Raw genomic sequence first — 26,276 nt, 5'->3', positions numbered from 1 at the left:
CGTCAGATTACAGAATTAACAGGAGCGTCGTGAGCAATCCCCTGATTCCCTTCAGTCGCCGAATTGGCCATGATTTCCAGAACCCCGATCTTCTGGAATTGGCCATGACCCACCGCAGTTACGGTGGTCGAAATAACGAGCGCCTCGAGTTCCTCGGTGACTCGATCGTCAACTTTGTCATTGCCGAGGCCTTGTTTGCCCGTTTCCCTGAAGCTCGGGAAGGGCAGTTGTCGCGTCTGCGGGCCCGCCTGGTGAAGGGACAGACGCTGGCGGAACTGGCCCGGGAGATGCGCTTCGGGGAGTGTCTGCGCCTGGGCTCCGGCGAGATGAAGAGCGGCGGCCATCGCCGCGAGTCGATTCTGGCCGACGCCGTCGAAGCGGTGATCGGCGCGATCTATCTGGATGCGGGTATGGACACGGTCAGAAGCCGTGTGCTGGCCTGGTTCGAGGAACGTCTGGGGCGTATTGACCTCAAGGAGTCCCAGAAGGACCCCAAGACCCGCCTGCAGGAATTTCTGCAGTCCCGTCAGGCGCCGCTGCCGCGTTACGAGGTGACCTCGGTGGAGGGTGAGGCGCATGCCCAGACCTTTACCGTCGAATGCCACGTCGAGATGCTCGACGAACACACGACCGGCACCGGAGCCAGCCGTCGCCACGCCGAACAAATGGCGGCAGAAAGCGCCTTGAAGCGTCTTGATCCGAAGGGAGCCAGCGCATGAGCCAGACCTGTGGATTTGTGGCCATTGTCGGTCGACCCAACGTCGGCAAGTCGACACTGATGAATCGCATTCTTGGCCAGAAGATATCGATCACGTCACGTCGCCCGCAGACGACGCGCCATCAGGTGCTCGGGATCAAGACCGAAGGCGAAGCCCAGACGATCTTCGTGGACACGCCCGGTATCCATATTCTCGGCAAGGATCGCAACAAGGCCATCAACCGCTTCATGAACCAGGCGGCGGTGCAGGCCCTGCGTGATGTGAACTGCGTGGTGTTCCTGGTCGATCGTACGCGCTGGACGGAAGAAGACCAGATCGTGCTGGACCGTCTGGCCAACGTGAAGGCACCGGTTATCCTGGCGGTCAACAAGGTGGATCGTCTGCAGGACAAGGCGTCATTGCTGCCTTGGCTCGCGGAGCTTGGCAACAAGCGTGAGTTTGCCGCCGTTGTGCCGATTGCTGCCCAGCACGGCACCAACGTGCCCGAGCTTGAGGCCGAGATCGACAAGCACCTGCCTGAAGGCATTCACTACTTCCCGGAAGACCAGGTTACCGACAAGAGCATGCGCTTCCTGGCCGCCGAGATGGTGCGCGAGAAGGTCATGCGTCAGTTGGGTGATGAGCTGCCCTACCAGATGACGGTGGAGATCGAGGAGTTTCGCGACGAGGCCCGGGTGGTGCACATCAGCGCGCTGATCCTGGTGGAACGCCAGGGGCAGAAGAAGATCCTGATTGGCGAGAGCGGCGATCGGATCAAGAAGATTGGCCGCGAAGCCCGCCTGGACATGGAACGGGCGCTCGACAAGAAGGTCATGCTCAACCTGTGGGTCAAGGTGAAGCGTGGCTGGTCCGATGACGAGCGAGCGCTGAAGAGCCTCGGCTACGACCTCGACTGAAGCCCTCCGCCGCCGGCCAGGCCGGCGGCCCCTTCGCTGCCTCTTTTCGGACGCGACGCGACATGCAGCCGCAACCCGCCTTTCTCTTACACAAGCGACCCTATCGCGAGACCAGTGCCCTGGTCGAATTGCTGACCCTGGACCACGGCCGCGTGCGCGCCGTGGCTCAGGGCGTGCAGCGTCCCAAGAGCCGAGCACGCGGTCAGCTGCAGCCGTTCGCCCCATTGCACCTGACCTGGCAGGGGGAGCGTGAGCTGAAGCGCCTGAGACTGATGGAGTCTCGCGGCCCAGCGGCAATGCTGGTGGGTGAGGGGCTGCTGTGCGGGTTGTATGCCAACGAGCTGCTGACGCGCCTGCTGCCGGTGGAGTTGCCCGTGGCCCAGGTCTTTGCGTTCTATGCCTCGGCCGTCGACGCACTGGCCGTGCCCGCCAGCCGCGCGTCAGCTCTGCGCCGCCTGGAGTACGCCCTGCTTGATGCGCTGGACGCTTTACCGCGCTTTAGCGTGGCGAGCGGTGCCAGTCTGGATCCTCAGGCCCGCTATCGATTTGATCCAGCGAGCCGAACCTTTGTGGCCGCGGACGGCGGGCTTGATGGTCGCACCCTGAAGCTGCTGTCGTCTGCCGACTGGGGCGAGCCTGGCCTTGCCGGTCCCGCCAAGGTTCTCAGCAGGGCAGCCCTGGCCCCTTTGCTGGGGGACCGACCGCTGCGCTCGCGCGGGTTGATGGTGTCCATGGCGCAACGCCGCCGGCAACAGCCTTGAGCGCGTTGGGCAACAGCCTTGAGCGATACGGGATATAGCGAGCCCTGAGCGTTGTGGGATACGGCCTTGAGCGTTGTGGGATACAGCCTTGAGCGTTGTGAGAAACAGCCTTGAGCGTTGTGGGATACAGCCCTGAGCGTTGAGAGAAACAGCCCTGAGCGGTACTGATGCTCGCCCCGAACCTCGCAAGCGATCGATGCATGGGGGTGATACCATGCGCGCTAGAGCAGCGCGTTCGGCTTGCCGGTACCGGTGATGGCGCGCCGCTCATCACCCTCTAGACGGAGAACTCTGATGCACCCCCCAAGACTGCTGCTGGGCGTCAACATCGATCACATTGCCACTCTGCGTCAGGCCCGAGGAACTCGCTACCCTGATCCGGTCCAGGCTGCCTTGTTGGCAGAAGAAGCGGGTGCCGACGGGATTACCGTGCATCTACGTGAGGACCGTCGCCATATTCAGGAGCGTGACGTACGTGTGTTGGCTGAAGTGCTGAACACGCGCATGAACCTCGAGATGGCGGTGACCGAGGAGATGCTGGCCCTGGCCGAGGAGGTCCGTCCGGCACACGTCTGCCTGGTGCCCGAGAAGCGCGAAGAACTGACCACCGAAGGTGGCTTGGATGTGGTCGGTCAGTTTGACGCGGTCAAGGCCGCCTGCGAGCGTCTGGCAGCGGTGGGCTGCGAAGTGTCCCTGTTCATCGATGCCGATCCCGACCAGATTGTCGCTGCCCGGCGTGCCGGGGCGCCTGTGATCGAGCTGCACACCGGGGCCTACGCCGAAGCGACATCGGACCTGGAGTCACGCCGCGAGTATCAGCGTATCGTGGCTGGCGCCGAGATGGCCGTGGAGCTAGGGCTGATCGTCAATGCGGGACATGGTCTGCATTATCACAATGTGGAAGCGGTGGCGGCCATTCCCGGGCTGCACGAACTTAACATCGGTCACGCCATCATCGCGCGCGCGCTGTTTGTGGGGCTCAAGGAGGCCGTGGCAGAGATGAAGCGGTTGATGCTGTCGGGCTACGAGGCCGGCCTGGTGGCGGCCATCGAGGAGTTTGACCACGACCACGACCACGACCACGACCACGATCATGCCCATTGATGTCAGCGTGTCAGGGGGGCGCGGCTGATGATTCTCGGAATCGGTACCGACATCGCGCGGATTGAGCGCTTCGAGGCCGCCGTGGTCCGCCATGGGCCGCGCTTTGCCCAGCGTATCCTGGGGCCCAAGGAATTGTTGCGCTACCCCCATGCCCCGCGCCCCAGCGCCTTCCTGGCCAAGCGTTTTGCGGCCAAGGAGGCATGGGTCAAGGCGCTGGGCACGGGCCTGCGCCAGGGCATGCGCTGGACCGAGATCGAGGTCGTCAACGATGCTCTTGGGCGCCCCCATATTGCGCTGTCGGGAGAAGCCCTGCGCCTTGCGGGGGAAGCCGGCATGTCGCGCTGCCATCTGTCCTTGAGCGATGAAAGCGATGTGGTGGTCGCCTTCGTCGTGATCGAGGGCGGCGATCTCTCCAGGCGGCCAGACTAGCGGTGTGACTCGCGGTCCCTTGGGGCTTCCAGGGGCACTTCGCCGGAGGATGCCTGCCAGCGTTCGACCTGTTCCATGGCGTGTTGCAGGCTGGGTAGCAGGGGGCGGACGTCGTCGATACCGCGGGAGCGCAGGCGCGTTTCGAGGGTCTCGACCAGCAACGCCATGCGCGGTACGCCGCAGTATCGGCAGGCACCGTTCAGCGCATGGATGGCGTCGAGCAGGGCTTCCTCGTTCTCGTCCTCCAGTGCCGCCTGAATTTCCTGGCGGGTCTGCTCGAGGGAGGCCGCCAGGGTCGCCAGCAGTTGACGCGCCAGGGGCTCGCGTCCCCCCGCCAGTCGCGCTCCCAGCGCGATATCGATGTCCGGAAGGTCTTCTTCGCGGGTGGGTGCAGTGGGGGGCGCTTGCGGTGTCTCTTCCTCCAGTCCACTCCCCAGTCTGAGTGTCAGCAGCTCATCGAGTCGGGTCGTATCCAGCGGCTTGATCAGTACGTCATTCATGCCGTTGGCCAGCAATTCCCTCCGCTGGCTCTCGAGTACGTGGGCGGTCACCGCGATAATCGGTCGTTCGGCCCACTCGGCACTGAGTTGCCGGATCGCACGGGCTGTCTCCACGCCATCCATGCCGCCCATGCGAATGTCCATCAGTACCAGGTCATAGAGTTGCTGTTGGGCGAGCGCCAGAGCCTCTTCGCCGCTGCTGGCCAGGGTAACCCGTCGCCGCGGGCTTTCCACCAGCTCGCGCAGCAGCAGTCGGTTGGTTTCGCTGTCGTCCACCACCAGTAGCTGTGCCGTCTCGCTGGTTGCGTGATCGTCACTAGCGACAGCTCCGCCGGGCTGTGGTGTTGCTGCGTCGCTGTTGATCTCTGTCTGACGGTCCCGTGGCGCGTTCGCCGGTCCAGCGGTGCCGGCAGCGTGGTCGACTGTCAGTGCCTGCTCGTTGGCCGGCGGTGGCAGGGCGGCCTCCGGTGCAGGCAGTGCCGTCACCGAAGGCGTCTTGGTCAGGGCGATGATCGGTTCCAGCGCGTTGGCCAGCGCCTGGCGTGCGAGGGGCTTTGACAGCACTCGCACATGGTGCGGTAGCTCCAGCGCCGGGATGTCCGGCAGGCCCGCGTTGATCAACAGCAGGGTGGGGCAGCTGCGGCCATTCAGTCGCTCACGCAGTTGGACGAGCTCTGGGCCTTCCAGCTCCTCGACAGGTATCGCCTCGAGCGCCAGGCGCGCCTGCTGTGGGCTCTCCACGACGCGGCCTTCCCATTGGTTGAGCAGGTGCAGCAGGGCGCGGCGGGTGGCGCCGTGGGGTTCCTCGACAAAGATCGGCATCTGGTCAAGGGACAGCTCTGGCGTGCGGCTGCCTCCCGTGATGCCGGCCAAGGGCAGGGTGAAGTGAAAGGTCGAGCCCCGTCCAGGACTGCTGTCGACGCCGATGATGCCGCCCATCTGTTCCACCAGCTGGCGCGAAATGGCAAGCCCCAGACCCGTCCCGCCGTACTGGCGGGTATGGCTCGCAGCGGCCTGACGGAAAGCCTGAAACAGACGTCGTTGTTGGCTGTCACTGAGTCCGATACCGGTGTCACTGACGCTGATCCGAAGCTTCATGGGCTCATGCTGGGTGTCTTCGACCATGACCCTGACGATGATATCGCCGCGCTCGGTGAACTTGATGGCGTTGTTGACCAGGTTGGTGACGATCTGGCGGATGCGCAGGGGATCACCAATGAACTCCTCTGGCACGTCATCGTAGACCAGGCTCAGCAGCTGCAGGCCTTTTTGTTGAGCCAGCGGGGCCTGCAGTCCCAGCACTTCGTCGACCAGCGACTGAATGTCCACCGGCACGTTTTCCAGAATCAGCTTGCCCGCTTCCAGCTTGGAGAAGTCCAGCACATCGTTGACCAGAGACAGCAGGTTGTCGCAGGCGCGCTGTACCTGATCGAGCCACTCCCGTTGGCGGGTGTCGAGAGAGGAGCGACCAATCAAGCGGCAGAAGCCGATGATGCCGTTCAGGGGGGTGCGAATCTCATGGCTCATGTTGGCCAGGAATTCCGATTTCACGCGGTTGGCCTCCACCGCCTGTCGGTGGGCCAGATCCAGCTCGATGTTCTGCACCTCGATGGTTTCCATCGACTCCTGCAATTCTGCAGTGGCGTGCTCAATCTGCTGTTGAAGGTCGTCTCGCGCCTGGGCCTGGTGGTCGATCAAGGCGTTGACACGACTGCCCAGCGCCGCCAGCTCCCGAGGCTGGTCCAGGGCAAGATGGCTAGGCTGGCGGCCTGCGGCCAGCTGATCCAGCAGGTGGGAAATGTCGTCCATGGGCCGGGTCAGGCGTCGGCTCAGGGTCAGCGCGACCAGAAACAGCAGCAGCCCACTGACCAGCAGCGCCACCGCGGCTCTGGCCAGGTGGCTGTAGGTGGCCAGCAGCAGGAGTGATGCGTCGACGTCGAGGATCAGGTAGGCGGCGGTGACGCCCGGGACCGGTACCGTCATCACCCATTGGCGGTAGTGTCTGGTCAGTTGGGCCTGGCCCCCTGGGGTGGCGTCCAGAGCGGCCCCTCGCAGGCGTCCAAGCTCAATTACGCTCTGGTCGCGATGGATCAGGCGCAGTGCGCGAATGCTGGTGATATCCATCAACCGGTTGGCCGCGGCCTGCACCCCCGGCGTATCCCCCAGCGACAGCGCCGAGCCGAGCGTCGGCGCGACCAGCTGGGTGGCGGTAACCAGGTTCTGTTCCAGTGCCGATTGACGCAGGTCATGCTGTTGCTGCACGGTCAGGCCGACGGCCAGGCTGAGCAGCACCAGCGGCAGCCCCACCAGGGCCAGCATCAACCTTGTCTTCACGCTCATGGCACAGTCCTTGCCGAGTTACAGGTGTGCCGGGGCGGGAACCCGTCACGGCGCACGTTCCATGTCACCCCAAGTGAGCACGCCTGTCCAGTCGCGAGGGGCGTCGATATAATGGCCGCAGACGACGTTACAAGGAAAGCGTGATGGATTTCCCCTATCTCGAACAGCTGGTCGGTCATACGCCGCTGGTTCGGCTCAAGCGAATCACCGCAGGTCGCAACAATGTGTTGCTGGCCAAGCTGGAAGGCAACAACCCGGCGGGGTCGGTCAAGGATCGGCCGGCGCTGTCGATGTTCGACGAAGCCGAGCGGCGAGGCGATATTGCCCCGGGAGACACCCTGATCGAGGCGACCTCCGGCAACACAGGTATCGCCTTGGCGATGGTGGCCGCGATGAAGGGCTATCGTATGGTTCTGATCATGCCGGAGAGTGCGTCGAGTGAGCGTAAGCAGGCGATGGCAGCCTACGGTGCGGAGCTGATCGAGGTCAGCAAGGAAGGTGGCATGGAGGCGGCCCGAGACCTGGCCGACACCATGGTCGCCAAGGGCGAGGGCAAGGCACTGGACCAGTTTGCCAATCCCGACAATCCGCTCGGTCACTACCGCACCACGGGACCAGAGCTGTGGCAGCAGACCGATGGTCAGATCACGCACTTCGTCAGTTCCATGGGGACCACCGGGACCATCATGGGCGTGTCTCGCTATCTCAAGGAGCAGCGCGACGATATCCAGATCATCGGCCTGCAGCCGGAGGACGGTGCCAGCATCGCCGGTATCCGTCGTTGGCCAGCGGCGTATCTGCCGAAGATTTTCGAGCCAGAACGGGTCGATCGGGTGCTCGATATTGGCCAGCAGGAGGCCGAGGTTCACATGCGCCGCCTGGCCCGCGAGGAGGGCATTCTTGCCGGAGTGTCTTCCGGTGGCGCCCTGGCGGGCGCCCTGCGGGTGGCAGAGCAGGTCGAGAACGCCGTGATCGTGTTTATCGTCTGCGACCGGGGGGATCGCTACCTGTCCACCGGCCTGTTGGCTCCGGAGGCTTGACGTGGGATTGGGAAAACGCCGTCCGCCGCGTTGTGCCTCTGGTGGCTCTGGACTTTCCGGCCAGCAGGCCAGGGAGCGTCAAGCGGCTCCGTCGCAAGCTGCCAAGGGAATGGTACACCAGGAGCTGGCGCAAGAGGGCCTGGTCGACGTTCACGGCCTGGCCCATGATGGCAGAGGAATTGCCCGCGGCGCGGACGGCAAGACGGTCTTCATCGACGCTGCCCTGCCTGGCGAGCGCGTCGAGGTGGCGGTTCACCTGACGCGCAAGCGTTTTGATGAGGCGCATGTACGCCAGCTGATCGACCCCTCGCCGGACCGGGTTACGCCACCGTGCCCCTACAATGACCGCTGTGGCGGCTGTGATCTGCAGCACCTGTCCCGCAGCGGTCAGCGCCGGCACAAGGCCGCGGTGTTGTCCGATCTGCTGGCTCGCCAGGGGATCCAGGCAGAGATCGACAGTATCGAGGTGCTGGCGACCGATACCGAGGGGTATCGGCGTCGCGCGCGTCTTGGCGTCAGGGTCGATGCTGAAGGCGTCGTCCACATGGGGTTTCGTGCCAGGCGCAGTCACCGCTTGGTGTCGGTGACCTCGTGCACCGTGTTGGTGCCAGAGCTGGCGGCACTGCTGCCAGCGTTGCACCAGCAGCTGTCGGCCCTGGCATCACCGCGACTGGTGGGACACGTGGAACTTCTCGCCAGTGACGATCAGGTGACGTTGGTGGTCCGCCAGCTGCGCGAGCATGCGCAAGATCTCGACCTCTGGCAGCAATGGGCACAGCACCACGGGGTGGCCCTGGCGCTGCTGTCCGGCCGGCAGTCTCCGTCCTTCGCCTGGGTGATCGAGCCCCGCGCCGCGCTCACCGTGCAGGTGCCATCCGCCCAGGGCAGCATGGCGCTGGGGATTGCGCCTGGCGATTTTCTGCAGGCCAATGACGAGGTCAATCGACTGATGGTGGCGACCGCCCTGGCGTGGCTCGGCGCGCCTGGGGCGCCAGACGAGCCCCTGTTGGACCTGTTCGCGGGCATCGGCAATTTCAGCCTTCCCCTGGCGGCGGCCGGGTATCAGGTCGCGGCCTGGGAGGGCGCTGCGCAGATGGTCGAGCGCTTGCACGACAATGCCCAGCGCGTTGGCGTTGATGTGGCGGCCGGCCAGGCCAATCTGCATGACCAGACCCAGGTGGAGAGGCTGTTGCAAGACCCGTCCATCGGCGTGGTGGTGCTTGACCCGCCCCGTGATGGCGCCGAGGCGTTATGTCGGGCACTGGCCAAAAGTACGGTGCCCAGGGTCTTGTATATTGCTTGCGATCCCTCCACCCTTTCTCGCGATACGGCACATTTGTTGCAGGGAGGCTATCGTCTGCGACGAGTGGCCATGGCAGACATGTTCGTGCACACCTCGCACCTGGAGTCGATGGTGTTGCTCGAGCGTCCAACGTCGTCGCCACGCCAAGGAGTCAGGAGAGATGGTTAAAGTGCGGGAAGACCAGCCGCTGAATGCGGAGGGTCGGGTCGATATCGACCAGTGGGTGGCGCGGCTGCAGGAGGATGTCAAACTCGCTGACGCCAGTGAGCTTGCTGAGGCCTGCCGCTTGGCGGAGTCGCTGGAACAGACGTCGGAGCGCCCCCACAAGTCCTGGCTGAAGGATGGCTCAAGCTTCCGCATGGGGCTCGAGATGGCGGACATTCTGGGTGAGCTGCGGCTGGACCAGACCGCCATCGAGGCGGCGGTGCTCTATCGTGCCGTGCGTGAGAAGCTGATCCAGCCCGAGCAGGTGGCCAAGCGCTTCGGTGATGAGGTTGCCCGCTTGATTCAAGGCGTGCTGCAGATGGCTGCCATCAGCAACACCCAGACCAGCACACCGGGGCTGCAGCAGCAGGATCAGCAGGATAATCTGCGCAAGATGCTGGTCAACATGATCGATGACGTTCGCGTGGCATTGATCAAGATCGCCGAGCGTACCTGCGCCCTTCGTCAGGTCCGGGACGCGCCGCGGGAGAAGCAGGTTCGGGTCGCTCGAGAAGTCTTCGATATCTATGCACCGCTGGCGCATCGTCTGGGCATCGGTCACCTCAAGTGGGAGCTCGAGGACCTGTCGTTCCGCTACCTGCATGAGGACGACTACAAGACCGTGGCGCGGCAGTTGGCCGAGAAGCGCCTGGACCGTGATCGTTATATTCAGGAAGTGGTGGACACCCTCAAGACGTTGATGTCGGCGCAGGGTATCCATGATTTCCAGGTGGATGGGCGGGCAAAACATATCTTTTCGATCTGGCGCAAGATGAAGCGCAAGCGGATCGACTTCTCCCAGGTCCATGACGTTCGCGCGGTCCGTATTCTGGTGCCGAGCGTCCAGGACTGCTACACCATGCTCGGCATTGTCCATTCCCGCTGGCACACGGTGCCGGACGAGTTCGACGACTACATCGCCAATCCCAAGAAGAACGGCTACCAGTCGCTTCATACGGCGGTCATCGGTCCGGAAAACAAGGTGCTCGAGATCCAGATTCGCACCTTCGCCATGCACGAAGAAGCGGAGCTGGGCGTGTGTGCCCACTGGCGCTACAAGGGCCACGACACCAACGCCCGCAGCGACAGCTACGAAGAGAAGATCGCCTGGCTGCGCCAGGTGCTGGAATGGCACGAGGAGGTCGGCGAGTTCGGCGATCTGCGAGAGGGCCTGACCAGCGATGTGGCTCCGGATCGCATCTATGTGTTCACCCCGGATGGCCATGTCATCGACTTGCCACGGGTCGCCACCCCCATCGACTTTGCCTACCGGGTGCATACCGAGGTCGGCCATCGCTGTCGCGGTGCCAAGGTCAACGGACGCATTGTGCCGCTGACGTACAAGCTCAAGACTGGCCAGCAGGTGGAGATCCTTACCGCCAACAAGAGCGCGCCAAGCCGTGACTGGCTCAATCCGAACCTGGGCTTCGTGCGCACTTCCAGGGCCAGGGCCAAGATCCAGTCCTGGTTCAAGCACCAGGCCAGAGACCAGAACGTCGAGGAAGGCAAGGCACTGTTCGAGCGTGAGATGAAGCGTCTCGATGTGCACGACATGGATCTGGACACCCTGGCGAAGAAGGTCAACTACGCCAACGCAGATGACATGTATGCTGCGCTTGGCGCCGGGGATCTGCGCATCGGTCAGGTGCTGCATCAGGCCCAGCAGCTGTTCGGCGACAGCGACGAGCAGGAACACCTGGACCGACTGCTGGCCAAGCAGCGTCAGCGTCCCGCCAAGACCCCGGATGGCGACATCACGGTGCTGGGGGTGGGCAATCTCAAGACCAACATGGCCAATTGCTGCCATCCGATGCCCGGGGAGCCGATTGTCGGCTTTATTACCCAGGGGCGTGGGGTGTCGATTCATCGTCAGGACTGTCCCAATATCTTGCAACTGAGGGTCGACGAGCCCCAGCGGGTCATCGAAGTCGAGTGGGGGTCGCGGGCGAGCAACCAGTATCCGGTCGACATCGAGATCCTTGCCTGGGATCGATCCGGCCTGCTGCGGGATGTCACTGCCGTGCTGGGCCAGGACAAGGTCAACGTGCTGTCGGTGAATACGCGCACCGATACCGACGATGGCATCGCCAGGCTGTCGATCACCGCCGAGGTGGATGGTCTGGAGACGCTGGAGCGACTGTTCTCGCGGATCCAGCAGTTGCCCAACATCATCGAGGTCAAGCGCAAGCGCGCCCAGGGGAGGTCGCGAGGATGAGTCGACGCTACGACATCGACGATCTGCTCACGCTGATGCGCGTGCTGCGGGACCCTCAACAGGGCTGCCCGTGGGACGTCAAGCAGCACTGGGACTCCATCGTGCCCCACACCCTGGAGGAAGCCTACGAGGTGGCTGACGCCATCGAGCGCCGGGCGTTTGACGAGCTTCCTGGTGAGTTGGGGGATCTGCTGTTTCAAGTGGTCTACTACAGTCAGTTCGGCCGCGAGGAAGGGCGTTTCGATTTCCATGATGTGGTGCATGTGCTGACCGACAAGATGCTCAAGCGCCACCCACATGTGTTTGTGGACGGCACCCTGGAGTCTCGCCGGCAGGGTGAGTCCGCGGCCGAGGTCGAGACGCGTCAGGTGAAGTCGCGCTGGGAGTCGCTGAAGGCGGCCGAGCGGGAGAGCCGTGCCGAGGGCGAGGCCCGTCATGTATCGGCGCTGGATGATGTGCCGCGCACACTGCCTGCCCTCAGCCGCGCGTCCAAGTTGTCCAAGCGGGCGGCGCGGGCCGGCTTCGACTGGCCCGATGCGGTTGGAGTGATGGACAAGCTGGAGGAAGAACTGGCCGAGGTGCGCGAGGCCCTGGAGGCCGGCGATCACGACCACGCGGCCAGTGAGGTGGGGGATCTGCTGTTTGCCACGGTCAACCTGGCACGCCGGCTTGGCGTCGACCCGGAGGCCTGCCTCAGGGGCACCAACGGACGCTTCGAACGGCGCTTTCGTTATATGGAAAGGGCACTGGTGGAGCAGGGCACGGCGCTGGAGCGTGCCTCCCTCGAACAGATGGAAGAGCGCTGGCAGGAGGCGAAGCGGCTGGAGCGCGAGCAGCCTGAACGCAAGCAGCCAGAACGCGAGCAGGCCTCGCCGCCACACCAGGGCTTGGCTGGCGCCGACTGATCCACGGGCACCTTACCACCACAACGTAGTGGGGCCGGCGTCAGGGGTCCCGCTGGACACAATAGACAAGGAGACCCCATGAGCCACGACCTGCACGAATCCCTGCGTGACAACGTCCGCATTCTTGGTGACAGCCTGGGACGCACGATTGCCGATGACCTCGGCCCGGGGTTTGTCTCGCGCATTGAAACGATTCGCGGACTGGCCAAGCGGGGACGCCAGGGAGAGGAGGCCGGCCAGCAGGAACTTATCGAGTATCTGCGTCGCCTGCCGGAGAAGGACCTGTTGCCGGTCACCCGCGCCTTCAATCAGTTCCTCAATCTGGCCAACATCGCCGAGCAGCACTACCGCGCGCGCTTTCGTCGGGTCGAGGACTACAAGCCAGGGATGCAGCCGGTACTGGGCGAACTGCTCGAGCGGGCGCGCCAGGAGGGTCATACCCCGCGCAAGCTGGTCGAGACGCTGGCCAACATGCGCGTCGAGCTGGTGCTGACGGCGCATCCGACGGAGGTCATCCGGCGCACGTTGATCCAGAAGTACGACGCGATCGATGACTGCCTGACCGCGATCGAATCCTCTGGTGAATACCCCGAGCGCGCGGCACGGGCCAAGGGACGGCTCGAAGAGTTGATCAGCCAGGCCTGGCACACCGACGAGATTCGCCACGATCGGCCGACCCCGGTGGACGAGGCCAAATGGGGCTTCGCGGTGATCGAGAATTCCCTGTGGCAGGCGGTGCCGGATTTCCATCGAGACCTCGACAACCTGTTGCTGGAGAGCGCCGGTGAGCGCCTGCCGCTGGACGCTGCGCCGCTGCGCTTCGCTTCGTGGATGGGCGGCGATCGCGACGGCAACCCCAATGTCACCGCCCGGGTTACCCGGGAAGTGCTGCTGCTGGGGCGCTGGATGGCGGCGGATCTCTATCTGCGTGATCTCGAACAGCTCAAGATCGAGCTGTCCATGTGGAGCACCAACAGTGCCCTGCGTGCCGAGGTCGGCAATGTCGCTGAGCCCTATCGGGAGCTGCTCAAGCGCCTGGTGACGAAGGTCGAGGCGACCCGCGACTGGGCCAAGGCAGAGCTGGACGGCAAGAGCTACGACGGTGGGCCGATCATCGAGACCCGTGATCAGCTGTATGCGCCGCTGCTGGCCTGCTATCGCTCGCTGTGTGACGTCGGCCTGGACACCATCGCCAACGGCGTGCTGCTGGATACCCTGCGCCGGGTGGCGGTATTTGGCGTCACTCTGACCAAGCTGGATCTGCGCCAGGAAGCCGGACGTCACGCCCAGGTGATGGAAGAGCTGACTCACGACCTGGGGCTTGGCAACTATCGCGACTGGAGCGAGGAGCAGCGCCAGGCCTTCCTGCTGGCGGAGCTTGAATCCGCGCGGCCGCTGATTCCGCGTCGCTGGGAATGTTCGGCGGAGACCCGCGAGACCCTGGACACCTTCCAGGTGGTGGCCGCCGAGCACGGCGAGGCACTGGGCACCTATATCATCTCCATGGCAGGCCAGCCCTCGGACGTGTTGACGGTGGCACTGCTGATGAAAGAAGTCGGCGGTCGCGTGGGCATGCCCATCGCGCCGCTGTTCGAGACCCTCGATGACCTGAACCGTGCGGGCGATGTGATCGACCGGCTGCTGGCGTTGCCTGGCTATCGCCAGTTTGCAGGTGACAGTCAGGAGGTGATGATCGGTTATTCCGACTCGGCCAAGGATGCCGGGCAACTGGCAGCGGCCTGGGCGCAGTATCGCGCCCAGGAAGCGCTGGTCGACGTGTGTCAGCGGCACGCGGTCGATCTCACCCTGTTCCACGGTCGCGGTGGTACCGTGGGTCGCGGCGGTGGTCCTTCCCACGCGGCGATCCTTTCGCAGCCGCCGGGGTCGGTCAACGGCAGCCTCAGGGTGACCGAGCAGGGCGAGATGATTCGCTTCAAGTTTGGCCAGCCGGACATTGCCCTGCGTTCCATGGAAATCTATGCCTGCGCGGTGCTCGAGGCCTCGCTGCTGCCGCCGCCCAAGCCCAAGCCCGCCTGGCGTGACGAGATGGACCGGCTGGCCGAGATCGCCCACGGTGCTTATGTCGGCGTGGTGCGCAAGGATCCGGACTTCGTGCCGTACTTCCGCGCGGTCACCCCGGAAGGTGCGCTGGGTCGCCTGCCCCTGGGCTCGCGTCCGACCAAGCGGCGCCAGGATGGTGGCGTCGAGACCCTGCGCGCCATTCCCTGGATCTTCGCCTGGACCCAGATTCGCCTGATGCTGCCCGCCTGGCTGGGCACCGGCGAGGCCTTCGCCACGCGCCTGGCCGAACCAGGTGGCCTGGATGTCCTGCAAGAGATGCGTGAGCAGTGGCCCTTCTTCGGTACCTACCTGGATATGCTGGAGATGCTGCTGGCCAAGGCCGACGTGGAGCTGGCGGCCTACTACGAGCATCGACTGGTCGACGAACCCAGTCTCGAGGCGCTGGGTCAGCGGCTGCGGGAGCGTTTCCGCAAGCTCCATGAAGAGCTGCTGAAGATCCTCGACCAGCAGGAATTGCTGGAGAAGACGCCGTTGATTCGTCAGGCCATCGAAGTGCGCAATCCGTACATCGATCCGCTGCACGGCTTGCAGGCCGAACTGCTGCAGCGTAACCGTGACGCGGACGGTGCCATCAGCGCGGATCTGTCCCGTGCCCTGATGGTCACCATGGCAGGTATCGCCGCCGGGCTGCGTAACACCGGCTGACGAAGAGCATGTAGCGCGCTGTTAGCGATGCCCACACTATCTGCCCGGCCATATGGCCGGGCAGATAGTGTGAGGTCAAGGTATGCCAGCCCACAGGGATATGCGCTCAACTGAGGTCTTCACCCCTTCCTGAGGCGGCGCATCAACCAGGATTGGCTGACTCCCAGTGCCTCGGCGGCCTTGCGCGTGCTGCCATGCTGTTCGAGGGCCTGATCGATGGCCGCCCGCTCCAATGCCGTCAGGCGCTCAGGTAGTGGCCGTGGGTCACTGTCTTCAAGCGTTGCCAGCAACGCGCCGTGGGACGTCGTGGCATCAGCGGCGGTACTCGGCTCCAGTTCGGGTAGGTCCAGGGCCAGATCGGCCACGCCGATGGTGCTACCTTCGCAAAAGACGCTCATGCGCTCCAGCAGGTTCTCCAGTTCGCGCACGTTACCCGGCCAGTGATAGCGGCTCAGCGCTCTCAAGGCGGCTCGTTCAAGGCTCAGGTGACGCTTGTGGCGTTGTGCAATGTCCTTCAGCAGCTGCGTGGCAAGGCGGGGTATGTCCTCGGGGCGCTCGCGCAGTGGCGGCACCTCGATGGGCACGATATTGAGGCGATAGAACAGGTCAGGGCGAAAGCTTCCGTCCTGGACCCGGGTCGCCAGGTCAGCATTGGTGGCAGCCACGATACGCACGTTGGCCTTCTGCACCTTGCCCCCCAACGGATGGTACTGACGTTCCTGCAGCAGTTGCAGCAGCTTGGGTTGCAGCGGCAGCGGCAGCTCACCGATCTCGTCGAGAAACAGCGTGCCGCCTTCTGCCAGGGCGACATAGCCGACGCGACCATCACGATGGGCGCCGGTAAAGGCGCCACTGCGGTGGCCGAACAGTTCGGCCTCCAGCAGCGCTTCGGGGATGGCGGCGCAGTTGACGTGAATCAGCGGTTTGTCGGAGCGCGGGCTGTACTGGTGCAGGCGATTGACCAGCCAGCTCTTGCCGACCCCGGTTTCCCCCGTGACCAGCACGGTGGTATCGCTGGCGGCGGCTCGGTCCAGGCGTTCGAGGCACTGGCGATAGCGCGGACTGCGGCTGGGAGAGGCCGGACTGGTCTCGCTGGCGACCTGCTCTTGGCGAATGCGCTTGAGCTGGTGCATGACATGGTCAAGTAATGCTTGCGTGGTGTCCGGGGAGCGGGAGGCCAGCACGTCACGGTCCAGATTGCGTGTCTGTACCAGCACGGCATCGGGCTCGGCGGGAGAGCCTGAGTTCAGGCAGAACAGGCTGCCGTTCACCAGATAGTCCTTGCCGCGATAGCGGTGCACGACACTGACGGGCCTGCGTTCATCGATCACGAAGCGGGTGACCGACGGAGAAAACACGCCTTCCTGCTCCAGAGTGTAGACGTCGCTGGCATACAGCCGTGCTTCGGTGGTCTCGAGCTGGGACAGGCTGGCCTGGTTGACCCACAGCACGCGTCCCTCGAGGTCGGTAATGAAAATGCCATCCTCGAGTGCATTGAGGATGGCCAGCAGTTGATCGGGCATGAGGGTGCCGTGGTTCATCGAGGCTCCGGACAGTGACGAGGTGGGTCATGGTGTGCCCGGAGCGAGCGTTAGTAAAGATGGGAGAGGGGCTCAGCAGCCCCTCGACCTGCTGTTAAAGCCCAAGCTGGCTGAACAGGTAGCCCCACAGCGCGCCGGCGATGACCACGAACAGCACCATGATGAACCACACCTGGCGGTATTCGCGGATAAGTGCCTTGGCGCCGTTCGGGCGGGCCAGGATGTCGCGGATGGTGGTGTCGGACAGCCGCCGGGCGCGGATGTCGTCGAACACCTTCAACTCATAGTCCGAGGGCTGGCTCTTGAGTCCCACGGCAATCAGCGCCAGGGTGCCGAGCAGAATGGCGACCTGCAGGTTGTCGATGTGCAGCGGCAGTGCCAGCAGACCATGACGTTCCAGTTCGCCCACCACAATGAAGGTGATCGAGCCCACCAGCATGCAGGCCAGCGCGGCGTTGGCGCTCATCCGGCGCCAGTGGAGCGCAGCCACGATGGTCGGCAGCCAGGCCACGGCGAAGATGGCACCGGCATAGATGGAGATCCAGTAGATGCCGGCGGGGCGCGAGATCGCCACCGCGCAGACGATCAGTGCCACCACCGCCTGGGAGATGCGACCCAGGACGACCCCCTTGCGCTCGCTGACCTGGCGGTCAAACAGCTTTTCGTAAAGGTCTCGCGCCAAGGCAAAGCCTGTCAGCACGAACAGGGTGGACGCCGTGGACATGATGGAGGCCATCAGACCCGCCAGGCCGATGCCCGCCAGGGTCGGATTGGTGTGTTCCATGAAGCCGACAATCATGGCCCGGTCAGTCGGCTCGATACCCGGCTGGATGACTTGCATGGCGGCGGCGGCAAGAAACACCAGCAGCTGCATGGCGGGGGCAAAGAACACCCCGATCACCGCGACCTTAAGGATCACGAAGTCGTTCTTGGCCGGAAACACGCGGGAGACCAGTGCAGGGGTACAGGCGAAGAACAGGATCCACACCAGGAACTGCGAGATGGACCAGCCCAGCGGACGCTCATTGGCGCCACCGATGGTCCAGAAGCCGGGCAGCGTTTCGCCAAGGCCCTTCATGGCATCAAAGCCCGCATCGCCGATCAGTAGCGGGGCAATGACGAAGGCTATGGCCAGCATGGTGAAGAACATCATGGTGTCGGTGTAGACGACGCCATACATGCCGGACAGCGAGCAGAAAGCCAGCAGGGCCAGGGTGAAGGCGACGATGATCACCGGGAACGGGATGTCGATGATCTCGGCCAGTACCAGGCCCGCACCAATCAGCTGGATGATGCCATAGCCGAGCAGGCCCACGACCATCAGGATCAACGCCACCACGCTGACCCATTTGTTGTTAAAGCGATAGTCGAAGAAGTCCATCATGGTGCGGCAGTTGAGCGCCTTGAGCTTGCGCCCGATGAAGACCACCGCGATCAGGGTGCCGACCCAGGCACCGAAGGAGCCTAGCGCCGCGATCACCAGGGGCCCCTCGCTGTAGGAAATGCCGGCGATGCCCATCAGGGTCACCGCACTCAGGAAGGTCGCAGCCAGGGTGCCGACGATCAGCAGCGTCGAACCCTGCTCGCCCATCACATAGAAGTCGTCCTTGTTCTTGATACGACGGGCGAGCAGTGCCGCCACCGCCACGTAGGCGGTGAGTACGGTAGCGAAGATTGCCAGAGTCATGGCAGGTCTCTCTTGTTACAGGTTGTGGTTGTGTCAGGGAAATGCGGCAGCAAATGCCTGCGCCGCCAATTCGCCGCGCTGCCAATTCACTGCGCCGCCAATTCGCTGCGCTGTGGGCGCTTGGCGTCTCGTGGCGCTGGACCGATGTCTTCAGCACTTCCCTTGGGTTGGCAAATGGGTCAGCCCCGGGAAGTCTCGGGCTGTGGTGACGGGCTCCTGGTTTGCTGAGGGGTGGGCTGCCCAGATTGAGGCGCGCTGTCGGGTTGAGCGCCTTGCTTGAGCCGGCGAATGGTCGGGCGATACTCCCTGACCAGAATGACGCCGACAATCGCGACGGAAAGTGCCGTCGTGAGGAAGGCGTTGGCAAACAGAAACAGCACGTGGGGGTGGAAATCCATCGAAAAGCCTCTTGTTGTGGGGCGGGTATAGCGCGCACGCCTAGCCCGTCCTGTCATCGGGTCAGCGGATCAGGTGTCGGCCAGTTCACACCAGTCCATCAAGGTCAGCGCCATGATTTCGGCCACGGTAAAGACATCGTCCAAGCGAATGTGCTCATCGGGATGGTGGGCCAGTCGCGTGATGCCTGGGCCGAATACCAGCGCCGGAATGCCGTACTGGGACAGCAACCCGCCATCGGTTCCCCAGGGCGAGGCCTGCACCGCCGGCTGGCGGCCGTGGACCCGCTCGAAGGCATCGGCGAGCTGTGTCACCAAGGGGTTGTCCATATCGATGCCCCCTGGCTGCCAGCAGGCACCGTAGAAGGTGACGTCTATCGGGTGGTCGATGAACCAGTCGTCGACCTCTGCCAAGGCTGCCATGGCGTCCCGCAGGGACTGTTCGGCAGCCGCCACGGTCTCACCGGGGCCGACACCGATACGGCCTTCCATGGTGATATCGTCCGGCACGCTGGACGGCCAATCTCCACCGGCGATGCGGCCGAGATTGATCGGCAGAGGAATCGGTACACCGGCGTAGAGAGGGTCATCCAGCTCGGCGTTGCGGCGTGCCTCCAGGGCCTGGATCGCCTGAATCACGGGAACGCTTTTCTCCAGCGCGCTGACGCCCTCATAGCGGGTACCGCCATGCGCCTTGACCCCGGACACCGTCAGCCTGAACCAGCGCGACCCTTGCTGGCGCGGAAACAACTTCTGCTCGCTGGGCTCGGGGATCAGCGCCGCATCCGCGGTGTAGCCTCGCTCCAGAGCCGCCAGGGTACCAGCGCCGCCAGCCTCTTCCTCGACCACGCTTTGCACAATGACGTCGCCCTTCAGGCGGATGCCCAGTGCCATCAGGGTTTCCACCGCTATCAAGGCAGACAGGTTACCGCCTTTCATGTCGGTGACGCCGCGACCGAACAGGCAGCCGTCGCTGACATGGCCAGAGAAGGGGTGATCCTGCCACTGGTCATGATCACCCTCCGGCACTACGTCGACGTGGCCATTGAGGATCAGCGAGCGGCCACCGCCAGCGCCTTTCCAGGTGCCCACGACATTGGGGCTACCGGCCAGGCTATCTCTCTGGCAATGGAAGTAGGGGTTGTCAGCGAGGGTGTCGATATCGATTTCCCACAGGTCGGTATCCAGCCCCAGCGCTTGGTAGCGCTCAGCAATGCGCTGCTGATAGTGCTGCTCGTGGCCGGGAAGCGTCGCCTCCTGAACCCATTCGCTCAGTAGTGAGATGTAGTCATCACGCCGTTCGTTGATGAGCGTGCGAATCTGATCATGCATCGAGACACTGCTCATGGGAGCCAGACTCCCTGTTGGGTTGTCGTTGTAGGGACCATCGTTGTAAAGACCATTGTTGTGAAGACTGTGGCTGTGAAGATTGCTGTGAGGACTGTGGCTATGACGATCGACACGGTGAACGAGCGTGACGGGGAGGCCCGCCGCCATGAAGATCATGGCGTGCATCGTCATAGCGGTGGTTGGCGTTGTGAGCGAGGGGACAGCGCATCTCTGCCCACCTCGCTAGAGCTCGTTTGAGTCTATATCAACTCATTCGAGTCGAATTAGACTCGGTTGCTCAGCTATCCTCACGCTCGGCCCTGGCGATGACGGCATCGCACAGCAGCTGGGTACCCAGTGCACAGTGCTCCGGCTCCGCGTACTCTGCCTCGTTGTGGCTGATGCCGTCGCGGCAGGGCACGAAGATCATGACCGTCGGGGTGACATGGGACAGGTGCACCGCATCGTGGCCTGCGCCACTCATCATGCAGGGAGCATCGAGTTGGCGGGCCTCGACGGCATCGCGCAAGGCGTCGATCAGCACCGGGTCAAAGGGCGTGACCGGGGAATGCCAGCGCCGCTCGAAGCTCAGCGTCACGCCCTCGGCCTCGGCGGACTCGTGGGCGATGCGCTCAAGCGCAGCGTCCAAGGCGTCAAGCTCGCTATCGCTGACATGACGAAGGTCGATCGTCAGCTCCACCTCACCGGGCACCACGTTGCGGGAAGGCTCGATGACCTTGAAGTCCCCCACCGTCAAGCGCGCGGCACCTTCGGAGTCGGCCATGACCTCCTCGCGCATGCGCTGTATCAACCGATTGGCAGCCAGCAGCGGGTCGTGCCGGTAGCTCATCGGGGTGGGGCCAGCGTGAGCCGACTGTCCCGTCAGACGGATGTCGTACCAGCGAATACCTTGCACGCCGGTGACGATACCCACGGCATGGCCTTGTTCCTCAAGTACCGGTCCTTGCTCGATATGCAGCTCGAAGTAGGCGTCAAGGTCGGGTTCGCCCAAGGCTTGATCGCCGGCCTCGCCGCAGGCCTCGATGGCGTCGGCCAGGGTGATGCCCTGGCTGTCCTTGGCGTTGAAGAAGGTGGCGGCGTCCAGGCGGCCGGACCATACGCCACTACCGCCCATGGCAGGAGCGAAGCGGCTGCCTTCCTCGTTGGTCCATACGATCAGTTGCAGTGGACGCCGGGTGACGATGTCGCGCTCATGCAAGCTGCGCAGTACTTCCAGGCCGCCAAGCACGCCGAGAATGCCGTCGAATCGACCTCCCAGGGGCTGTGTATCCAGGTGGCTGCCCATGGACACTGCCGGCAGTTCGTCCTCGCGGCCACTGCGTCGGATAAACAGGTTGCCTGCCTTGTCCCGGCTCCAGCTACAGCCGATGGCTTCAATCCAATCCAGCAGCAGACGCCGACCTGCTGCGTCTTCCTCAGTCATGGCAAGTCGCCGGTTGCCGCCGTTGGGTGACGGGCCGATCTTGGCCATTTGCATCAGGCTGTCCCACAACCGCTGGGCATCGATATCGACAGGGCGCGACGAAGACGTCATGGCAGCAATTCCTTGTGATGTTGTGTTATGCCACAGCATCTAGCAAATCATGGGCCATCTCGAGTAAAGTTTTTATAAAACAAAGATATATGGTCTATTGCATGGTGTGTCTTACGGCAGAAAGTGGCTCGTGGCTACCGCATCAAGCTTCTCTGAGTCGATATCGACTCGGCGGCGAGTGGCAAATTCAGGGCAACCAGGTCTTCAGCTGCCTCGGGGGCGTCCGTGAGTGGGCGAAGTGCTGGGAGAGTGCTGGGAGAGCGCTGGGAGAGTGCTGGGAGCGTGCTGGCAAAGTGCGGACGAGTGCAGCAGAGGACCTTCCGATGGACCCCGGGGTGGGGTTAGAAGGGCAAGTGAAAGGAGGCGGTGATCATGTTCAGGTGCTCCAGCTCGCGGTCATCCACTTCCTCGAACTCGACTTGCCCGATCCAGCTGGATGTCATCCAGCGGGCACCAAATCCCTGAACCCGGGTAGAGCCGCTGGTGGAGTCGAAGGTGTTACGCCCGGTAACTGGATCGCTGATCCATTGTGCCATGCCGGTCTTGCCGTAGACCCCGAACTGTCCGATCCGGTAGCCGGCCACCAGGCTGCCACCCAGGCTGGTAACGTCCTGCACGTGTTGACTGTCGCTGGCGGTCATGGGGACATCGTCGCTATGTCGATAACGCAACTCGGCGCCCAGGTCCCAGCCGGACACATCTTCTGGAGCCATACCGGCTGTCAGGCGGAATCCAGAGGTATAGCCGTCAGGTGTATGTACCTTGTCACCCTGTACCAGCACGCCGCTGTCGAGTCTGACGATTTCTTGACCCATGCCAGAAAAGGCCGGTGTCGCCCCCTGGCCCGCGTCGTTGTCAGCCAGGGTGGACGTGGTGGTGTTTTCGTTGGCGCAGACCCCTTGGGCCGCCAGCGTCATCAGGCTGACCAGCAGGAACAGGGTGATCGAGCTTCTCCGCGCGAGCGGTAAGCGTGATGGCGAATCGCTGTGGGCGATGCGCATAGGTGACATCAAGAAGCGTGGAGCTGTCATGATGGTTGTCCTGGCGGAGCCTCTCCGCTAATGGCGACCCTTCCTGGGGCGGGTCGTGCCTCGTTAATACAGGCCCCGTGCACGCTGCCGTGCTCGGCGGGGCCGGAATCTCGCTGCTTGACGACTGTCGCTCTTCACAAGCGCCGCTCTTCACAAGCGCCGCTCTTCACAAGCGCCGCTCTCAACAAGCGCCGATTTCTACGACGTACCGCCAAGGAGGTAGCGCGTGGCGACTGTGACGAATCTCAAGCCGTCACCAGACAGCTACTATCACCGGACTGCCTCTATCGCCAGACAGCTACTATCACCGGACGGCCTCTATCACCTGACAGTCTCTATCGCCAGACAGTCTCTGTCGCCGGACAGTCTTTATCGCCGGACTGCCATCATCGGCAGAGCCTTGCTGAGCATGGATAGCCATTCACTATAGACAGTAGCGACCGTAGTATCTACGACTATCGTCGTGGCTGTCCTGTCTGATCTACCTTGCCGTTTGCCTTGCCGCGTATTAGTCGCCGGTGGTCTGGTTGTCGCGCTCTGCCGCATCAAACGTCGCGGGGCCGAGTGCTGCCCTGGCCTGCACCCAGGCTGGCGTTGGAGCTAAAAATAGCAATCGCTGCCCGTGGATGCTACTCCAGGCTTGCCTGATTCAAGCATTCAGGAAGTGCCAATACGCCGTCAGCCGAGGGCAGGGAAGGTTCGCGTCGCTCGCGGCGTCGAGCAGCGGGCCGAGGATGGCATCGTGCTCGGTGGGGCGACCCGCCTCGATGTCCTGAAGCATGGAGGCGCGATTGGCGGCGGTGTGCGCAATGACCTGCCAGACCCTGGCGTGCCAGGCGCTGTGTCCGTGCTGCTGCGGGTACGACCCGTCCAGCGCTGTTGCGGGAGGGGGGATGTCCAGGGCCGCCAGGATCAGACGGATTTCATCGATGACGGTGTTCACCTCATCGCGATAGGGGGCTTGTGCCAACTCGCCGTTACGGACTCGGTGGCGTGCCACCAGGGGATTGATGGCGGCATTGACGGCCAGCTTGTGCCATAGCCTGACCGAGATGTCTGCGACGGCCCGGGCATCCAGTCCGGCGTGGCGGAGTTGAGCGGCCAATGCCTCGGCAAGCTCAGTGTCGCTTGGGTTAGCGGTGCCGTCCAGATGACCGATCACTGTTTGCCCGTGACCGGCATGTACCACCCCGTGGTCGTCCTCGAGATAGGCGCCTTCGGTGGTGGAGGCGCATAGCACTGGCCCGGTCCAGGCCTCGGTGATGGGGCGCTGAACGCGCAGGCCGTTTTGCCACAGGATCACCGGTGTTTGCGGGGCAAGGTGTGCGGCGACGGCGGCAAAGGCGTCCAGGGTAGCGTATGACTTGGTGGTCAGCATGACCCGCTCGACGCCTTGGCAGGCCTCGCCGGGATCCGTGCTGATGGTGAGTAGCAGTCGCTGGTGCTGGCCGTGGGGGTCTGTCAGTGATTGTTGCCGGGGGAGCGGACGTCGGCCGAGCAGCCGCACGGACTGCCCTGCAGCGCTAAGGCGACATGCCAGCAGGCGGCCAATGGCGCCCGGTCCCACGATCAGCGTGCTCATCAGGTGTTCCCCTTGCGTGGCGAGCGACGCCCCCGGCCGCTGCTGGACGTGCGGTTGGCGCCGCCGTCGGAGGTGGCGCTGGAGGCGTCTCGGGCGCTGGTTCCTTTTTTGGCCCTGGGCTGGCTCCGGCGCCGGCGAGTGCCAGCCCGCTTCGCGGGCGTGGCGGTGACGACTTCACCCTGAGCGGAGCGCAGGGCGGACTGCAACCGCTGGCTATCGGCGCTGGCCACCAGCGCAGTGAGGTCGACCACCAGCTGAGACACGAAGGGATCGGGCTCCGCTCGGGCTTCAGCGATATCCTCCAGGCGCTGCTCCCACAGCGCCGTCCGTTCAGGCCTGCTGACCGCATCCGGCAAGGAGTGAATCAGGCCGACGCCCAGGCGGGTCGCTCGCAGAGTCTTGGCCTTGCGCACCAGGTAGCCACGCTCGATCAGTGTCTCGATGATGCCGGCGCGGGTTGCTTCGGTGCCCAGCCCATCGGTGTCTCGCAGGGTGCGCTTGACCTCGGCGTCTTCCACGTAGCGGGCGATGTTCATCATGGCCTTGATCAAGCTGGCGTCGGTGAAGGGTTCTGGCGCACGTGTCTCGCGCTGTTCCACCTCGGCATTGATGGCCTGGCAGGTTTCTCCCTGGTGCAGGGCGGGCAGCGGAGGCGCCTCGTCACGGGTAGTGAACAACGGCTTCCAGCCAGGTACCAGCAGTGTCTGCCCCGACGCCGCAAAGCGCTCATCCAGGAGTTGGCATTCTGCCTTGACCTCCTGGGTCTCGAGGGCCGGGTAGAATTGTGCCAGGACGTTGCGGGCGATCAGCCGATAGACGTCGGCTTCCTGGGCGGACAGCCGCTCTGCGCTGAAGGGTTTGCCGGTCGGGGCCAGAGCATGGTGGGCGCCGACCTTGCTGTCATCGAAGGCGCGCGAGCGCAGCTGCATGTCGGCGTTGGCCAGCCAGCGTCCCAGCGTCGCATCATCTCGACAGGCGCTGGCCAGCTGCCCGGGCAAGCTCTTCAAGTGCTCTCGGGGCAGGTAGCGGCAGTCGGAGCGTGGGTAGGTGATGAGCTGGTGACGTTCGTACAGGCGCTGGCAGATATCCAGCACCGCCTTGGCCGACAAACCATGACGACGGGCGGCATCGACCTGCAGTGCTGACAGCGAGTATGGCAGCGGGGGAGGCTGGCGCCGGTGACGGGATTCAACCTTGGTCACGACACCCTGGCTGCCTGGCAAGCGCGCGGCCAGGGCCTGGGCCGGGGCCTCATCGAGCAGCCGGCCGCGTTCATCCAGCCGATGCTGTTCGGACGGTACCCACCAGGCCTTGAAGGTCCCTGCGGCGACGCGCACCTCTGCCCACAGCACGTGGAACGGATAGGGGACGAACTGGCGAATTTCCTCGTCGCGGCGCACCACCAGCCCGAGCACCGGTGTCTGTACACGGCCTACCGACAGCACACCATCGTGACCCGCCTGTCGCCCTATCAGGGTCCAGGCTCGGGTCAGATTGATGCCATAGAGCCAATCGGCACGCGCCCTGGTCTGGGCAGCGCGATAGAGAGCATGGTAGTGCCGATTGTCGCCGATACGTGACAATGCCCTGACGACCGCCGGGCGGTTGAGGTCATTGATCAGCAGGCGTGCTACGTCGCCTTTCCAGCCCAGATGCTCGATGACCTCCTGGACCAGCAGCTGACCTTCTCGGTCCGGGTCGCCGGCGTGCACGAGTTGGCTGGCGCGCTTGATTCTGGCGCGGATGACGGCCAGCTGACCTCGTGCCTTGGGCCGCGGTACCAGTTTCCACTGACTCGGCACGATGGGCAGGTGGTCCCTTCGCCATGGCTTGAGCGCTGGGTCATAGGCATCCGGGGGCGCCTGTTCCAGCAGGTGCCCGAGACACCAGGTGACCTCGGTGTCACCGACGGACAGGTAGCCGTCATGTTTCTGTGCAGCCCCGGGCAAGGCATCGGCGATGGCGCGCGCCAGGCTAGGTTTTTCCGCAATGATCAATCGCATGGCGCACCAC

General features: G+C 63.8%; 19 protein-coding genes. 10 read left to right on the top strand and 9 right to left on the bottom strand.

Translation table 11 applies throughout. The features are described 5' to 3' along the window. Positions 1-29: 29 nt before the first annotated feature. From rnc to acpS, 5 genes are all read left to right on the top strand, one after another. Entirely contained in the window at positions 30-719 is a 690-nt protein-coding gene (gene rnc / locus KUV86_RS15475) for a ribonuclease III (protein WP_222163050.1), read from the top strand. Continuing rightward, positions 716-1,615, top strand: a complete 900-nt coding sequence (gene era / locus KUV86_RS15470) for a GTPase Era (RefSeq protein WP_206937566.1) — start codon at positions 716-718, stop codon at positions 1,613-1,615. The genes rnc and era overlap by 4 nt, the downstream gene beginning before the upstream one ends. Before the next feature lie 62 nt (positions 1,616-1,677). After that, a complete protein-coding gene (recO, locus tag KUV86_RS15465; RefSeq protein ID WP_222485480.1) occupies positions 1,678-2,376 on the top strand; it encodes a DNA repair protein RecO in 699 nt (232 codons plus the stop codon). Between the two features lie 294 nt (positions 2,377-2,670). After that, positions 2,671-3,480 carry a pyridoxine 5'-phosphate synthase gene (pdxJ, locus tag KUV86_RS15460; protein WP_222485478.1) on the top strand — a complete coding sequence of 270 codons (810 nt, stop codon included), beginning with the start codon at positions 2,671-2,673 and terminating at the stop codon, positions 3,478-3,480. Positions 3,481-3,507: 27 nt separating this feature from the next. Next, on the top strand, positions 3,508-3,909 hold the full coding sequence (gene acpS / locus KUV86_RS15455; protein ID WP_222485476.1) for a holo-ACP synthase: 402 nt from the start codon (positions 3,508-3,510) through the stop codon (positions 3,907-3,909). Here the strand turns inward: acpS and KUV86_RS15450 are convergent. Further along, on the bottom strand, positions 3,906-6,749 hold the full coding sequence (locus KUV86_RS15450; protein WP_222485475.1) for an ATP-binding protein: 2,844 nt from the start codon (positions 6,747-6,749) through the stop codon (positions 3,906-3,908). The two genes, acpS and KUV86_RS15450, sit on opposite strands and share 4 nt — an antisense overlap. Before the next feature lie 143 nt (positions 6,750-6,892). On the opposite strand from KUV86_RS15450, the gene cysM reads away from it, so the two are divergent. From cysM to ppc, 5 genes are all read left to right on the top strand, one after another. Next, positions 6,893-7,789 carry a cysteine synthase CysM gene (gene cysM / locus KUV86_RS15445; RefSeq protein WP_206937626.1) on the top strand — a complete coding sequence of 299 codons (897 nt, stop codon included), beginning with the start codon at positions 6,893-6,895 and terminating at the stop codon, positions 7,787-7,789. 1 nt (position 7,790) lies between these two features. Further along, positions 7,791-9,260 (top strand): 23S rRNA (uracil(1939)-C(5))-methyltransferase RlmD, encoded by a 1,470-nt coding sequence (gene rlmD, locus KUV86_RS15440; RefSeq protein ID WP_222485473.1) that lies wholly within the window; start codon positions 7,791-7,793, stop codon positions 9,258-9,260. Further along, positions 9,253-11,511: a GTP diphosphokinase gene (relA, locus tag KUV86_RS15435; protein ID WP_222163056.1), complete on the top strand. Its 2,259-nt coding sequence runs from the start codon at positions 9,253-9,255 to the stop codon at positions 11,509-11,511. Before rlmD ends, relA begins: the two co-directional genes overlap by 8 nt. Then, positions 11,508-12,416, top strand: a complete 909-nt coding sequence (gene mazG / locus KUV86_RS15430) for a nucleoside triphosphate pyrophosphohydrolase (protein ID WP_222485471.1) — start codon at positions 11,508-11,510, stop codon at positions 12,414-12,416. Before relA ends, mazG begins: the two co-directional genes overlap by 4 nt. 78 nt (positions 12,417-12,494) lie before the next feature. Then, complete coding sequence (gene ppc / locus KUV86_RS15425) at positions 12,495-15,143, top strand: phosphoenolpyruvate carboxylase (RefSeq protein WP_222485469.1); 2,649 nt, start codon at positions 12,495-12,497, stop codon at positions 15,141-15,143. Positions 15,144-15,262: 119 nt separating this feature from the next. Here the strand turns inward: ppc and KUV86_RS15420 are convergent, their stop codons facing one another. The 8 genes from KUV86_RS15420 to KUV86_RS15385 all read right to left on the bottom strand — a co-directional run bounded on the left by KUV86_RS15420 (position 15,263) and on the right by KUV86_RS15385 (position 26,266). Further along, positions 15,263-16,684, bottom strand: coding sequence for a sigma-54 interaction domain-containing protein (locus KUV86_RS15420; protein WP_222238200.1), 1,422 nt, complete (start codon positions 16,682-16,684; stop codon positions 15,263-15,265). Between the two features lie 94 nt (positions 16,685-16,778). Further along, positions 16,779-18,371 (bottom strand): sodium:solute symporter family protein, encoded by a 1,593-nt coding sequence (locus KUV86_RS15415; protein ID WP_206937694.1) that lies wholly within the window; start codon positions 18,369-18,371, stop codon positions 16,779-16,781. A gap of 179 nt (positions 18,372-18,550) precedes the next feature. After that, positions 18,551-18,769, bottom strand: coding sequence for a hypothetical protein (locus KUV86_RS15410; RefSeq protein ID WP_222485467.1), 219 nt, complete (start codon positions 18,767-18,769; stop codon positions 18,551-18,553). Between the two features lie 69 nt (positions 18,770-18,838). Then, positions 18,839-20,113, bottom strand: a complete 1,275-nt coding sequence (locus KUV86_RS15405) for a peptidase (protein ID WP_222485465.1) — start codon at positions 20,111-20,113, stop codon at positions 18,839-18,841. A 280-nt stretch (positions 20,114-20,393) separates the two neighbouring features. Continuing rightward, positions 20,394-21,650: a M20 family metallo-hydrolase gene (locus KUV86_RS15400; RefSeq protein WP_222485463.1), complete on the bottom strand. Its 1,257-nt coding sequence runs from the start codon at positions 21,648-21,650 to the stop codon at positions 20,394-20,396. A gap of 341 nt (positions 21,651-21,991) precedes the next feature. Next, positions 21,992-22,681, bottom strand: coding sequence for a hypothetical protein (locus KUV86_RS15395; protein ID WP_222485461.1), 690 nt, complete (start codon positions 22,679-22,681; stop codon positions 21,992-21,994). 649 nt (positions 22,682-23,330) lie between these two features. Further along, positions 23,331-24,263 carry a ketopantoate reductase family protein gene (locus KUV86_RS15390; protein ID WP_222485459.1) on the bottom strand — a complete coding sequence of 311 codons (933 nt, stop codon included), beginning with the start codon at positions 24,261-24,263 and terminating at the stop codon, positions 23,331-23,333. Next, a complete protein-coding gene (locus KUV86_RS15385) occupies positions 24,263-26,266 on the bottom strand; it encodes a DNA topoisomerase III (RefSeq protein WP_222485457.1) in 2,004 nt (667 codons plus the stop codon). Before KUV86_RS15385 ends, KUV86_RS15390 begins: the two co-directional genes overlap by 1 nt. Positions 26,267-26,276 lie beyond the last annotated feature (10 nt).

Source organism: Halomonas sp. DP8Y7-3 (assembly GCF_019801675.1).
In the GTDB taxonomy this organism is placed as follows: Bacteria; Pseudomonadota; Gammaproteobacteria; order Pseudomonadales; family Halomonadaceae; genus Halomonas; species Halomonas litopenaei_A.
The sequence above is the reverse complement of the archived record's forward strand: the minus strand, read 5'-3'. Positions and strand labels throughout refer to the sequence as shown.